Here is a 13,799-nt window from a genome sequence, read left to right as displayed (position 1 = left end):
CTTCAGGCTTTAGGCTTTAGGCCTTATGACCTAAAGCCTTGAGCATTCCAAAATAGAAAATCTCCTCCGCTCAACATCTGCTTAAAGTTTAAGCTGGCGCTGCTATTGCGGCGTGAAATGTTGAGGGAGGAGATTTTTGTGTCTTGTTAGTTTTGAAAGGCTTTAATGCTTGAGCTGGACTAGCTGAATCAGGTTGCCCACTGTGTCGTCGAAGACAGCGATGATGGAAGGGCCGACGTCGGTTGGCTCCATGGTGAACCCGACGCCCTTGGCCTTGAGTTCTTCATACTCGGCCTGCACGTCCTCGCTCATGAATTGGGTGAGCGGAATGCCATCCTTTTTAAGAGCCTCGGTAAAAGGAGCTGCTGCTGGATGGCCCTTGGGCTCTAGCAGGAGTTCAATGCCGCTGCCGTCGGCTGGACCGGAGGCGTTGGTGACAGTGAGCCAACGGAAGTCGCCGTGCGGGACATCGTCTTTAACCTTGAATCCCAAGGTGTTGACGTAGAAATCGTGGGCGCGAGCGACGTCGTCGACAAGCACGGAAGCAATCTAGATACGCATGGCACAAAGTCTACGTTGCCAACTGGCGCGTTAGACTGGTCGGCATTGGGGCAGGCAATAAGGCCTGCGCTAGATGTAGCGTGCTTATACGTATTTAAATTTAGATTGAACGTTGAACATTGAACAGGGCAAAGGAGCATTTATGGCTATCAAAGTTGGCGTCTTGGGCGCGAAGGGCCGCGTGGGCCAGGCGATTGTAGAAGGCGTTAATGCGGCAGATGACCTCGAGCTGGTCGCTGAGGTTGACCGCGATACCGACCTGCAGGTGCTGGTGGATAACCACGCCGAGGTTATCGTTGACTTCACCCAGCCATCTTCGGTGATGGCAAACCTCGAGTTCTGCATTGGCAACGGCATTCACTGTGTCGTGGGCACCACCGGTTTCGACGCAGACCGCCTGGCACAGGTCGAGGAGTGGACCAAGCAAGATGGCGCCGGCAACGTCCTGATTGCACCAAACTTTGCTATCTCCGCCGTGCTGACCATGGTTTTCGCAGCACAGGCCGCGAAGTACTTCGAGACCGCCGAGGTTGTGGAGTACCACCACCCAACCAAGCTGGATGCGCCTTCTGGCACCGCCATCCACACCGCGCAGGGCATTGCGGCCGCCCGCAAGGAAGCAGGCCTAGGGCAGATGCCGGACGCTACCGAGCAGGCTCTCGAAGGGGCACGCGGCGCCGACGTCGACGGTGTCCCAGTCCATGCCGTGCGTACCCGCGGCATGGTTGCCCACGAGGAGGTCATCTTTGGCGCCCAGGGGCAGTCCTTGACCATCCGCCAGGATTCCTATGATCGTTCTTCCTTCACCCCGGGAGTGCTGGTCGGCGTTCGCCAGATTGCAGAGCACCCAGGGCTGACCGTCGGTCTTGAGAAGTACTTGGGCCTATAAGCCGGACTATCGGGGAGACATAAGGCACTAAATATGGCACGCATTAGCGAACTGGACGTCCAGCTCATCGCGGCAACGCAGTTCCACCCGCCGCAGGGCATCGAGTGGGAGAGGGAACAGGCAGCCTCCGATGGCGAGGCTCTCGTCGAATTTGCTGGCCGGGCTTGCTACGAGTCCTTCGATAAGCCGAACCCGCGCACCGCGACAAACTCGGCCTACCTGCGCCACATTCTGGAGGTCGGCCACGACGCTCTGCTGGAGCACGCCACGGCTACATTGTATATCCGCGGCCTGTCGCGCTCTGCCAGTCATGAGCTGGTGCGCCACCGCCACTTTTCCTTCTCCCAGCTCTCGCAGCGCTATGTCCACCCGGAGGAAACTCAGGTGGTGCTGCCCAAGCTCATTGCTGAAGACGAGCAGCTGACGCGGCTTACTATGCAGGCCGTTGATGAAACTCGCTTTGTCTATAACGAGCTGCTCAGCGCGCTGGAGAGCAAGTTAGAAGATGAGCCCAACGCACTGCTGCGCAAGAAGCAGGCTCGGCAGGCGGCACGTGCGGTGTTGCCCAATCTCACGGAAAGCCGCATCGTGGTTACCGGAAACTACCGCGCTTGGCGTCACTTCATCGGCGCGCGTGCCACAGAGCAGGCGGATACCGAGATGCGCGAGTTAGCTATTGCCTGCCTAAAGCTGTTGCGGGAGCAGTCGCCGGTGGTATTCGATGACTTCCACATCACCCAGCTTGCCGACGGCACCGAAATGGCAGCGAGCCCATACGCCTAGCTCAAGTCCGTGGCGGTGGCCATAGCTTGTTCCGCCACGCGACCCCGATGAACAAAATTTCGCGGGAAGCGGGTAATCTTGACGGCTATGAGCACAGGTATGACAGCAAAGACAGGCGTAGAAACCTTCGGACGTGTCGGAGTAGCCATGGTCACCCCGTTTGACGGGGATGGCAAACTCGATGTCGCTGCGGGACGCCGGCTGGCAGCTCACCTCGTTGACAACGGTATCGACTCTTTGATTCTGGGCGGTACCACCGGTGAATCGCCGACGACAACGCTGGATGAAAAGCTAACGCTGCTCAAGGCCGTCAAGGAAGAAGTAGGGGACCGCGCAAAGATCTGCGCTGGAGCAGGTACCAACAACACCGCCACCTCGATTGAGATGGCAAAGGCTTCCGCAGAAGCGGGAGCAGACAGCCTGCTCGTCGTGACCCCTTACTACTCCAAGCCTTCGCAGGAAGGCGTGTATGCGCACTTCGCAGCGATTGCTCAGGCAACTGATACCCCAATTTGTCTCTATGACATTCCTGGCCGCTCGGGCATTCCGATTGCGACGGATACCATCCGTCGCCTCGCGGAATTGCCGACTATTCAGGCCATCAAGGACGCCAAAGGCAACCTTGGTGCAGCCACCCCACTTATTCAGGAGACCGGCCTCGCCTGGTACTCCGGCGATGACCCGCTAAACCTGCCGTGGCTTTCCTTGGGCGCATCTGGCGTCATCTCCGTGGTTGGCCATGCAGCACCGCGCGGTCTCGCAGATCTTCTGGATGCCTTCGAAGAAGGCGATCTTGCACGCGCAAGGGAGATCAATGCACAAACTTTGACCCCGCTCATCCAAGCTCAAGCACGCTTGGGAGGAGCAACACTCGCAAAGGCTGCCCTGCGCCTGCAGGGCATCGAAGTCGGAGATCCTCGTCTGCCTGTTGTCGCAGCAAGCGAGCAGGAGATTGAGGAACTTCGCCGTGATATGGAAAAGGCTGGAGTCCTTTAAGAATGACTGAACCCCGTAACCGTTCCCGCAAGGTTACCCGCAAGGCGGGCCCACCAGCGGAAACCGAGTCCGCCTCCAACGAGGCGGCTTCGCCGGTTTTTCAGGCACCGAGCAACTCGGAGCCAAAGCAGGAATCCGGCGACAAGAAGTCCAATAGCAACGGCAATTCCGAGAACTCGAACGGCGGCAACCGCCGCTCGCGTTCCCGTGGCTCCCGTGGTGGTCGCGGTCGCGGCCGTGGCGGCAACAACGCCGAGAACAACGGAAATAACAACAACGGCAATAACGGCAACAACAATGGTGGCCGTGGCAACCGCAACAACAACCGCGGTCGCCGCAACGTTCCGAAGTCCATGCAGGGCGCGGATCTGACCAAGCGCCTGCCGCAGCCGCCGAAGCAGCCGAAGGATGCCCTGCGCATCTACGCTCTGGGCGGTATTTCAGAGATCGGTCGTAACATGACCGTCTTTGAGTACCAGGACGAGCTGCTCATCATTGACTGTGGCGTGCTCTTCCCGTCCTCCGGGGAGCCGGGCGTGGACCTTATCTTGCCGGACTTTGGCCCGATCGAAAAGAAGATCGACAAGGTCAAGGCGCTCGTGGTTACCCACGCTCACGAGGACCACATTGGTGCTATCCCGTGGCTTCTCAAGCTGCGCCCGGATATCCCAATCGTGGCATCGCGCTTTACCATCGCCCTGATTGCGGCGAAGTGTAAGGAGCACCGCCAGAAGCCGAAGTTCGTTGAGGTCAACGAGAAGTCCGACGTGAACTACGGTGCGTTCCGTCTGCGCTTCTGGGCGGTTAATCACTCCGTGCCAGATGCATTGGGCATCATGCTGGGCACCCCGGCTGGCAATATCATCCACACTGGTGACATCAAGCTGGACCAGACCCCGCTGGATAACCGTCCGACCGACCTTCCGGTGCTGTCTCGCTACGGCGACGAGGGCGTCGACCTCATGCTCTGCGATTCCACCAACGCGAACATCCCAGGCGTTTCCGCATCTGAGGGCGATATCCCGGCTACCTTCCGCCGCTTGGTCTCCAATGCCAAGCAGCGCGTCATCATTGCGTCCTTTGCCTCGAACGTCTACCGCGTGCAGGCGGCTATCGACGCCGCCGTTTACGCTGGCCGCAAGGTCGCGTTCAACGGCCGTTCCATGATGCGCAACATGGAAATCGCCGAGAAGATGGGCTTCCTTAAGGTTCCACGCGGCACCATCGTCCCGATCGATGAGGCTGCCAAGATGGCACCGCACAAGGTCCTTCTGATTACCACCGGTACCCAGGGCGAGCCGATGGCGGCACTGTCGCGCATGGCGCGTCGCGAGCACCGCCAGATCACCGTCCGCGATGGCGATCTGATCATCTTCTCTTCCTCCCTAATTCCGGGTAACGAAGAGGCCGTCTACGGTGTGATGAACATGCTCTCCCAGATTGGTGCCGAGGTTGTCACCAACAAGGAGGCTAAGGTTCACGCTTCCGGCCACGGCTACGGCGGCGAGCTTTTGTTCCTCTACAACGCTGCACGTCCGAAGAACGCTATGCCGGTCCACGGCGAGTGGCGCCATTTGCGTGCGAACAAGGAACTGGCTGTCTCTACTGGCGTCGACCGCGACCGCGTGGTTCTCGCCCAAAACGGCGTCGTTGTAGACCTGCGCAAGGGTCGTGCCGAGGTCGTTGGCCAGATCACAGTGGGCAACCTCTACGTCGATGGTGTTTCCATGGGTGACGTCGATGCCGATACCTTGGCAGACCGCACCAACCTGGGCGCTGGCGGCGTTGTCTCCATCACTTGTGTCATCGACAACCGCACCTCGCGTCTGCTCGAAAAGCCAGCGGTTTCCACCACGGGCTTCTCCGACGACGACCGTGGAATCGTGCCAGAGGTTGCCGAGATCGTGGAAAACACCATGAACGATCTCGCTGCCGAAGGCGAGAACGACACCTACCGCATGGTCCAGAAGGTCCGCCGCAAGGTCACCAAGCTCATGGATTCCAAGTACAAGCGTGAGCCGGTCATCTTGCCGACCATCATTCCGACCAACTCTGGTCCGTTGCTTGCAGACGACGATGAGGTAGAGGCTTCCCGCGAGTCCCTTTAAAAACCTTTAGGCTTGGCAGCGCGTATCGAGCCGCCTTGTTCGTCTGACGGCGTGTGCCCCAGCAGTCTATGCTGGGGCACATGTCGTTTTCTTCTGCTGAGCGCGCCAAGCTGGTGACGCTATTTCATAAGCTCGGACCAGACGCTCCCACCCTCTGCCAGGGCTGGAGCACCCGCGATCTAGCTGCCCACCTGTGGGTGCGTGAGAACCGTCCCGACGCTGCGGCGGGCATGCTGGTCCCACAGCTTGCCGGCCGTCTCGACGCCGCGATGGAGCAGGCGGCTGCCCGCGACTTCACCGAGCTCGTCGATGACTGGGGGAGGGGAGCCGGACGCGCCAACCCAATGCGTCTTGTTGACTCCAAGGTCAATCTCACCGAGCACTTTGTCCACCACGAGGACGTGCGCCGCGCCAATGGCATGAATGAGCAACGCGAGTTCTCCGCGGTGGTTTTGGGCGAGCTGCATAAGGCTCTGAAAATGCTCGCGCCACGCATGCTGAAAAAGTCTTCCAAGCCGGTCGTGTTGTATCCGGAGAACTTTGGCCGGATCGTCGTCGCGGACGATAGGAAGGTTGCCGATCGCGGCGATGACGTCGTCCGCGTGATGGGGCCCGTTCCAGAGCTCGTGCTGTGGGTCTTTGGCCGCGATGCTTGCTCGCTGAAAATTGAGGGCGACGTAAGCGCCGTCGTTAGGTCAACCCTCTAGACTAGATATAGCCACGTACGTCTTGCGGGCAGCCCTGCAGGCCCGCAGACGCAACATTAACTAAGGAAAATACTTCCTCGAAACCCGTGTGGCGTATGTGATTAGTGGGGTGTGGGCTACTAGAGTGGCTGGCATGTCTGTCAAAAACGCACCGTCACGCGCCTCGCATCGCGGCCGCTCCGGCAAGGGGGCGGCCCGTCCTGCGAATCGATCGCGCCCCTCGGGGCGGTCTGGAGCGGCCAAGTCCACGTCGCGGAATGCGGCAGAGAACCTGACGCTTACTTCCGCCAACCGCGCTGCTGATCCCTCTTATGAGCGGACCGGCAGCGCATTTCGTGCTGTCGGGCGTGGCCTAAGTGCCGCATTCGGTGCCACCGCGCGTGGCATGGGCGATATGACGCGCGGCGTTAGCCGCGGTTTTGGCAATCTGCGTCCGAGTGACGGCGGGGCAGAAGGCTATGAAGAATTCGCATACGACGATGCAAGGGAGCCAGAGGAAATTTCTACTCGCGGCAAACAAAAGAAAAACAAGGTGACCCGCGCAAAGGCCACAGAAGATCGCGCAGCGCGCGAGCATGAGCTCGATGAGCATCTGGCAACTGCTCCTGATGCAATCTCGCGCGAAGAGCGCACCATCCAGATTTCCAACCCGGATGCCGTTGCCTTAACACTCATCGGCGTAGCCATCGTCTTGGCATGCGCGGTATGGTTCGACATCGTTGGCGTTATCGGCGCCTATCTCACCGACGCCGTGCGCTATGTCATCGGCGCGGGCGCTTACGTCTTGCCGGTCGCACTGATCGCGCTCGCCATGGCGCTGATGATGGGAGTTTCCGGCGTAGCTGGCCGTCTGCAGCCCCGCGTGATGGGCGGCATTGGCCTCATCATCGTCTCGATGCTGGGCCTAATTCATATCTTCGCCGGTCTGCCCAAGCTTTCCTGGCGCGATAACGCGGCTGGAGACGCCGGCGGTGCCATCGGCTTTGCCGTAGGTCAGCTTTTGGAGGCAGCATTTTCCGCCTACGTCGCCGTGCCGCTGCTAATCCTGCTCATCATCTACGGCGCTTTGAACGTCACGGGCATCACCTTGCGCCAGGCCTTCGACTACCTTTCTGCGCTCTTCAACGACCTGATGGCGGGCCTGCGCGAGAAGAAGGCCGAGCGTTATGGCGACTATGACGAGGACATCGACGACGATGCCTATGGCCACGTCGACGATGACATCGAAGACATTGCCGAAGGCCGCGAGCGCACCCCACGTGATAAGCGCCAGCAGTCGCAGCCACGTCGCGCGCGGCGCCAGGCCCCACGCCGCTTGGCGACGCCGTTGGATAATTACCCGGCAGATAACCAATCGGCCAACCAGCCCACCGTGTCCTTCGATTCCGCGAACACCAAGCCGGCTGCCCAGGAAGAAGAGCAAGCATTGCTTGACGAGGCCGGCCAGCCCACCGAAGTCTTTTCTAACGCCGCGCCAGTCCAGCACGGTCGCCCAGACTTCGCTGGCTCCCGCAACATCGAGGACACCGACGAGTTCCCGGCCGTGCGTGATGAAGAGCAGACCACCGTTTTGCCTTCTGCACCGCAGCATCAAGAATCTGCACAGCCGACCCAGCAGTCAGCCCAGCTGCCGGCCGCAGAATCTGCGGCTCAGCCTGTAGCCAAGAAGGCGTCGCCAAGCGCTGCCGGTGCCGCCGCTGCTGCTGCCGGCGCTGCTGGTGCGGCCGCAATGGACGCTGCTTCCGACGTTGTTTCTTCCGCACACGCGGAGGCAGTGCGCCTGTTCCAGCAGCGCTCCGGCCGCGATGCAGCGACAGGCAAGTCCGTGGAGGAGCCTGCTGCGCAGCAACAGGCCGCGCAGGCCCCTGCAGCGCAGCAACCGGCCGCCGCACAGGTTGGCGCGATGGGCAACGAGTCCGACTACGACCTGCCTACCACCGCATTGTTGACCGCGGGCAAGCCCACCAAGGCGCGCACCGAGGCCAACGACCGCATCATCGAGGCGATTACCGATGTCTTCGAGGAGTTCAAGGTCAACGCGCAGGTCACCGGCTTTAGCCGTGGCCCGACAGTCACCCGCTACGAAATCGAGCTGGGACCAGGCGTGAAGGTCTCCAAGATTACGAACCTGCAGTCCAACCTGGCCTATGCCGTGGCGACGGACAACCTGCGCCTGCTGACCCCAATCCCGGGCAAGTCTGCGGTGGGTATCGAGGTTCCGAATGCGGACCGTGAGATGGTGCGCCTGCGTGACGTTCTGGATTCCCCGGCCATCGCAAGTGATGAGGACCCGATGCTCATCGGCCTGGGTAAAGACATCGAGGGCGAGTACTCGTCCTATTCCGTGCAGAAGATGCCGCACCTGCTCGTCGCCGGTGCCACCGGTTCCGGTAAGTCGGCCTTCGTGAACTCGATGCTGGTTTCCCTCCTGACGCGCGCGACCCCGGAGCAGGTCCGCCTCATCCTCGTTGACCCGAAGATGGTGGAGCTGACTCCTTACGAGGGCATCCCGCACCTTATTACGCCTATTATCACCCAGCCAAAGAAGGCGGCGGCGGCCCTGCAGTGGCTCGTCGAGGAGATGGAGCAGCGCTACATGGACATGAAGGCTGCCCGCGTGCGTAAGATCGAGGACTATAACCGCAAGGTCATCTCCGGCGCGCACCAGGCGCCGCTCGGCTCCGAGCGCGAGATGCGCCCGTACCCGTACATCGTCTGTGTCGTGGACGAGTTGGCCGACCTCATGATGACCGCGCCGAAGGAAATCGAGGAATCCATCGTGCGCATCACCCAGAAGGCGCGTGCGGCCGGCATCCACTTGGTGCTGGCAACCCAGCGACCTTCCGTGGACGTGGTCACCGGTCTTATCAAGACCAACGTTCCTTCCCGATTGGCATTTGCCACCTCGTCCCTTACGGACTCCCGCGTCATTTTGGACCAAGGCGGTGCAGAAAAGCTCATCGGCATGGGTGACGGCCTCTTCATTCCGCAGGGCGGCCGTCCGGTGCGTATGCAGGGTGCTTTCGTCTCCGACGAAGAGGTGCAAGCGGTTGTCGATGCCGCGAAGGCACAAGGTCAGCCGAACTACACTGAAGGCGTCACGGAAGAAAAGAAGTCCGAGGCGAAGAAGGAAATCGACGACGATATCGGCAAGGACATGGACGATCTGCTCGAGGCAGTCGAGCTGGTTGTCACCTCCCAGCTGGGTTCGACCTCGATGCTCCAGCGCAAGCTGCGCATCGGTTTCGCCAAGGCGGGCCGCCTCATGGATCTCATGGAATCCCGCGGTGTCGTGGGCCCATCCGAGGGCTCCAAGGCCCGTGAGGTGCTGGTCAAGCCGGAAGAACTCGACACCATCATCTGGATGATCAAGGGCGCCGACCCAGCAGAGGCACCGAAGGAAATCCAGGACGAGATGGCGCAGTCTGAATCGGCGGAAGATTCTTCCGCCGACGATGCCTCCGCCCCAAGTGGCGAGGACACGCGCACTGTCCAAGTGACGTATAACCCGTCCTCCGGCGCCTTCTAGGCAATAAGTTTCTCGCCCCACCGCAGCCATTGCGGTGGGGCATTAACTTTTGTGTAAGATAGTACAAGTCTTGGAGGGGAGTACCCCGTTCCACAGCGATGATCGTCAACACGGCAACTCCGCAGGGAAATGAGTTCCCGGTCTCGCTGGCTCGCAGTAGACGAGTTGGGGGAGACCTCCGGTCAAATCTTTTCTTACTCGACCGGAGGATATTTCTATATGCATGTCCCTTTGTGGATTTGGATACTAACCATCGCCGTCATCCTCGGCTTTTTCATCTTTGACTTCTTGAGCCATGTGCGTTCGCCGCACGAGCCCTCCATGAAGGAATCCGGCTTCTGGACCTTGTTCTACATGGGCATGGCCGTCATCTTTGGCGGTATCGTCTGGGTGCTGTGGGATCACGAGCACGCCATTCAGTTCTACACAGGCTGGGTGACTGAGCAAGCCTTGAGCGTGGATAACCTCTTCGTGTTCGCGCTGATCATGGGCGCGTTCAAGATTCCGCGCCGCTTCCAGCAAAAGGTGCTGCTCATCGGCATCGTCCTGGCGCTGGTATTCCGCCTCATCTTCATCATGCTCGGTGCTGCGATCATCCAGGCGTGGTCCGACGTGTTCTATCTGTTCGCAATCTTCCTCATCTACACCGCAGTCAAGCTCATCGTGGACGAGGTCACCGATGCTGAAGAGACGGACCCCAACGACATGCTGATCATCAAGTGGCTGCGCAAGGTCATCCACGTCACCCCGCGCTACCACGGTGACAAGCTGACCCACCGCGAGGAGTCCGGGTCAAAGAAGGGCAAGCTGGCATTGACGCCTTTGTTCGTGGCACTGGTCGCCATCGGGCTTATCGACGTCATGTTCGCATTCGACTCCATCCCAGCCATCTACGGCATTACTTCGGAGCCGTTCCTGGTCTTTAGCACCAACGCCTTCGCGCTGATGGGCCTGCGTCAGATGTTCTTCCTCATCGATGGCCTGCTCGAGCGCTTGGTTTACCTGCCTTATGGCTTGGGTATCATCCTGGGCTTCATCGGCGTGAAGCTGCTCTTCCACGCGCTGCATGAGAACAACCTGTCGTTTATCAACGGCGGTGAAAACGTGGAGGCTATCCCGGAGATTCCGACCTTGGTCTCCCTGCTCGTCATCGTCGGCGTGCTGGGGCTTACCGTCGCGGCTTCTGTCCTTAAGAACAAGCGCGACGAAGCGCAGGGCGGCATCACCGTGTCCCACAACCACTATGACTGGGACGAAGAGGGCAACAAGATCGTCCGCACCAAGTCGGGCGAGTTCGTCGGTAAGGCAGCCGATCTTCCGGAGACCGAACTGCCCTAACCTTTAAGCAAAAGAGTTAATCACCGGGTTCCATTCGCGGAATGCGCGCGCGGTAACAGCGCCGCAGACAAAGAATGGATCTTGGTCCATAATTTTGATGGCTTCGGCAACCTCGGTGGCCTCATCGGCAAATTGTAAAACGATGAGCGCACCGCCCTTGGAATCAGTAAAGGGGCCGGAGCCTAAAATTATGCCCTTTTCATTTAGATCACCGATGAATTCGCGGTGCGCTGGGCGGTTTTCCGCGATGGCTGGATTTTGCGGGTTGTATTCGTAGCTGACTGCGAAGTATTTCATGAACTTATCTTAAAGAGATGGGGGAGTTTGCCGCAGCGGCTTTAATAGGACAGGTAGGATAAAGTCCGTGAATCACTCTAGGGCTCGGCAGAAAACGGCGGCGGCGTCGGATGTAAATCCCCACGTTTCCAACTGGAATCTACCCAATATCCTGACGAGCTTGCGCATCTTATTCATCCCCGTATTCGTCTGGTTGGTGCTGGCCGGCCACGACTGGTGGGCGTTTGGTGTATTCGCCGCGTTGATGATTACGGACAAACTCGATGGCGACATCGCCCGTTCCCGTGGCCTCATCACCGACTTCGGCAAAATCGCCGACCCTATCGCAGACAAAGCCTTAATGACCGCGGCCTTCGTCTGCCTTAACATCATCGGCGTTTTGCCGGTATGGGTCACCGTGGTCATCCTTGTCCGCGAATTCGGCATCACCTTCTGGCGCATGGCCCTTCTGCGCCAGGGCAAGGTTGTCCCAGCGTCTAAAGGTGGCAAGCTCAAGACCGTCCTGCAGTCCCTTGCCGTGGCGATGTACCTGTGCCCGCTGCCGAGCTGGATGGACATTCCTTCCTTCGTGGTCATGCTCATCGCCGTCGTGGTCACCGTGGTAACGGGCGTGCAGTACCTCATCGACGGTAGGAAGCAGAACTCCTGATGTCTGCGCCCGCGCTTGTCGATGCCCTGCGCAACCGCCACCAGACCGTATCCTTCTGCGAGTCCTTGACTGCCGGCCTAGCGGCGGCCACGCTCGCTACGGTGCCGGGGGCGTCGGCAGTCTTGCGCGGTGGATTAGTAACTTATGCCACCGAGGTGAAGTCTCACTTCTTGTCGGTTCCGGTGGAGGAGTTGGAAGCCCAGGGAGTGGTCTCAGCCGAAACCGCGCAGGCGATGGCCGAGGCTGCGGTGCGCGAGACCGGCGCGGACTGGGGGCTATCGCTGACAGGCGTGGCAGGACCTGACCCGCAAGAGGGCAAATCCGCGGGAACGGTCTTCGTGGGCATCGTTGGCCCCGGGGTTCCTGCCCATGGCATACAACTGCAGCAGCTATCGGGCAGCCGTAACGCGATTCGTGAAGCCGCCGTGGAAGAGGTCTTGAGCCTGCTTCTATCAACTTTGAAAGAAAAATAGGATTTTCGGGAACAAAGCCGGCCGCAGCGCCGTTGTACAGATTGATGAACACTACTACTGCACTTCTTGAAAAGCCTTTCAACGCCTCGGCAGGTGCTGTTGAGGCTCCCAAACGCGCGCCGGAGCCGCTGCTGCGTGAGGCTCTGGGGCTGACCCTTCGCGCATTCCGCGCCGACAAGGGCGTGACCCTGCGCGAACTTGCTAGCGTCGCGCGTGTTTCCCCAGGCTACCTTTCGGAGCTCGAGCGCGGCCGCAAGGAAGTTTCCTCCGAGCTTTTGGCCTCCGTCTGCCACGCTCTAGAGGTCAGCGTTTCTGACGTCTTGATTGAGGCTGCAGGTTTCATGGCGCTGCCGTCCATGGACGAGGAACTGGCAACCACCGCACCTGCTGCTTCGGAGCTTTAAAACTCTCCGCGTCTCACAGTGAACTTTATGCCTTCGGGCACCACAGTGGGGCGCGGATTTCGTTAGTATTGGTGGGGTAACGAAACACTTTTAGTCACGCGTTAAACGCAACTTAGGAAGGCTTAAACACACTAATGGCGAATCCATTTTCCAAGGCATGGAAGTACCTGATGGCACTCTTCGATTCCAAGATCGAAGAAAACGCTGATCCCAAGGTGCAGATCGAGCAGGCCATCGAGGACGCACAGCGCCAGCACCAGGAGCTTTCGCAGCAGGCAGCCGCTGTCATCGGTAACCAGCGTCAGCTGGAGATGCAGCTCAACCGCCGCCTGAATGAGATTGAGAAGCTGCAGGGCAATACCCGCCAGGCGCTGGAGCTTGCTGATAAGGCTCGCGCTGCAGGTGATAACACCAAGGCCACCGAGTACGAGAATGCCGCAGAGGCCTTCGCCGCGCAGCTGGTTACCGCAGAGCAGTCTGTGGAAGACACCAAGAAGCTCCACGATCAAGCCCTTCAGCAGGCAGAGCAGGCCAAGAAGGCCGTCGAGCGCAATGGCATGGCCCTGCGTGAAAAGGTCAACGAGCGTTCCAAGCTGCTTTCCCAGCTCGAGCAGGCGAAGATGCAGGAGAAGGTCTCCGAGTCTCTCAACTCCATGAACGAGATGACCGCTAACGGCAACACTCCGTCTTTGGATTCCGTCCGTGACAAGATTGAGCGCCGCTACACCAAGGCCCTAGGCCAGGCGGAGCTGGCGGAGAACTCCGTGGCTAACCGCATGCACGAGGTGGAGCAGGCAGGCGTGCAGCTGGCCGGCCACTCCCGTCTGGAGCAGATCCGTGCAGAGATGGGTTCCTCCAAGGCTGTTGAGGGCAGCTCCCAGCAGGCAATCGAGGGCAACCGCACCGCTGGTTCTGCAGCGGACCAGGCGGCGCAGCCAAACGCCGCTGCTGACGACGCCGTCCAGGCCCGCCTGCGCGAACTGCGCGGCGAGCAGTAGCCTTTAGCTTTAAAAGACCCTCGAGAGAAGTTCTCGAGGGTCTTTGTGGATCTAGACGGTATCTAGA

The 13,799-nt window shown here is 59.7% G+C and carries 13 protein-coding genes; 11 read left to right on the top strand and 2 right to left on the bottom strand.

Going from position 1 to position 13,799, the window contains the following annotated elements:
* Positions 1-162: 162 nt before the first annotated feature.
* Positions 163-549 (bottom strand): VOC family protein, encoded by a 387-nt coding sequence (locus tag HMPREF3155_RS10000; protein WP_246817729.1) that lies wholly within the window; start codon positions 547-549, stop codon positions 163-165.
* A gap of 154 nt (positions 550-703) precedes the next feature.
* Between HMPREF3155_RS10000 and dapB the strand changes: the two genes are divergently transcribed.
* The 7 genes from dapB to HMPREF3155_RS09965 all read left to right on the top strand — a co-directional run bounded on the left by dapB (position 704) and on the right by HMPREF3155_RS09965 (position 10,911).
* Complete coding sequence (gene dapB, locus HMPREF3155_RS09995) at positions 704-1,450, top strand: 4-hydroxy-tetrahydrodipicolinate reductase (RefSeq protein ID WP_070433233.1); 747 nt, start codon at positions 704-706, stop codon at positions 1,448-1,450.
* A 33-nt stretch (positions 1,451-1,483) separates the two neighbouring features.
* Positions 1,484-2,233: an FAD-dependent thymidylate synthase gene (gene thyX / locus HMPREF3155_RS09990; RefSeq protein ID WP_062044100.1), complete on the top strand. Its 750-nt coding sequence runs from the start codon at positions 1,484-1,486 to the stop codon at positions 2,231-2,233.
* Positions 2,234-2,320: 87 nt separating this feature from the next.
* Positions 2,321-3,229 carry a 4-hydroxy-tetrahydrodipicolinate synthase gene (dapA, locus tag HMPREF3155_RS09985; RefSeq protein ID WP_070433232.1) on the top strand — a complete coding sequence of 303 codons (909 nt, stop codon included), beginning with the start codon at positions 2,321-2,323 and terminating at the stop codon, positions 3,227-3,229.
* Between the two features lie 2 nt (positions 3,230-3,231).
* A complete protein-coding gene (locus tag HMPREF3155_RS09980) occupies positions 3,232-5,337 on the top strand; it encodes a ribonuclease J (protein WP_083281305.1) in 2,106 nt (701 codons plus the stop codon).
* Between the two features lie 68 nt (positions 5,338-5,405).
* Positions 5,406-6,044: a TIGR03085 family metal-binding protein gene (locus tag HMPREF3155_RS09975; RefSeq protein WP_062038586.1), complete on the top strand. Its 639-nt coding sequence runs from the start codon at positions 5,406-5,408 to the stop codon at positions 6,042-6,044.
* A 133-nt stretch (positions 6,045-6,177) separates the two neighbouring features.
* Entirely contained in the window at positions 6,178-9,573 is a 3,396-nt protein-coding gene (locus HMPREF3155_RS09970; protein ID WP_148138239.1) for an FtsK/SpoIIIE family DNA translocase, read from the top strand.
* A gap of 219 nt (positions 9,574-9,792) precedes the next feature.
* A complete protein-coding gene (locus tag HMPREF3155_RS09965) occupies positions 9,793-10,911 on the top strand; it encodes a TerC family protein (protein ID WP_062044112.1) in 1,119 nt (372 codons plus the stop codon).
* A gap of 3 nt (positions 10,912-10,914) precedes the next feature.
* Here the strand turns inward: HMPREF3155_RS09965 and HMPREF3155_RS09960 are convergent, their stop codons facing one another.
* Positions 10,915-11,208 carry a YciI family protein gene (locus HMPREF3155_RS09960; RefSeq protein ID WP_070433231.1) on the bottom strand — a complete coding sequence of 98 codons (294 nt, stop codon included), beginning with the start codon at positions 11,206-11,208 and terminating at the stop codon, positions 10,915-10,917.
* Between the two features lie 67 nt (positions 11,209-11,275).
* Between HMPREF3155_RS09960 and pgsA the strand changes: the two genes are divergently transcribed.
* The 4 genes from pgsA to HMPREF3155_RS09940 all read left to right on the top strand — a co-directional run bounded on the left by pgsA (position 11,276) and on the right by HMPREF3155_RS09940 (position 13,732).
* Positions 11,276-11,857 carry a CDP-diacylglycerol--glycerol-3-phosphate 3-phosphatidyltransferase gene (gene pgsA / locus HMPREF3155_RS09955; protein ID WP_062038598.1) on the top strand — a complete coding sequence of 194 codons (582 nt, stop codon included), beginning with the start codon at positions 11,276-11,278 and terminating at the stop codon, positions 11,855-11,857.
* Positions 11,857-12,330, top strand: coding sequence for a CinA family protein (locus HMPREF3155_RS09950; protein WP_070433230.1), 474 nt, complete (start codon positions 11,857-11,859; stop codon positions 12,328-12,330). Before pgsA ends, HMPREF3155_RS09950 begins: the two co-directional genes overlap by 1 nt.
* A 44-nt stretch (positions 12,331-12,374) precedes the next feature.
* On the top strand, positions 12,375-12,734 hold the full coding sequence (locus tag HMPREF3155_RS09945) for a helix-turn-helix domain-containing protein (protein WP_061923073.1): 360 nt from the start codon (positions 12,375-12,377) through the stop codon (positions 12,732-12,734).
* Between the two features lie 134 nt (positions 12,735-12,868).
* Positions 12,869-13,732 carry a PspA/IM30 family protein gene (locus tag HMPREF3155_RS09940; RefSeq protein ID WP_062044121.1) on the top strand — a complete coding sequence of 288 codons (864 nt, stop codon included), beginning with the start codon at positions 12,869-12,871 and terminating at the stop codon, positions 13,730-13,732.
* Positions 13,733-13,799: the final 67 nt, after the last annotated feature.

Source organism: Corynebacterium sp. HMSC06D04, assembly GCF_001807315.1.
Classification (GTDB): Bacteria; Actinomycetota; Actinomycetes; order Mycobacteriales; family Mycobacteriaceae; genus Corynebacterium; species Corynebacterium simulans.
Note: the sequence above shows the minus strand (reverse complement) of the source record. Positions and strands in the feature narration are given on the sequence as shown.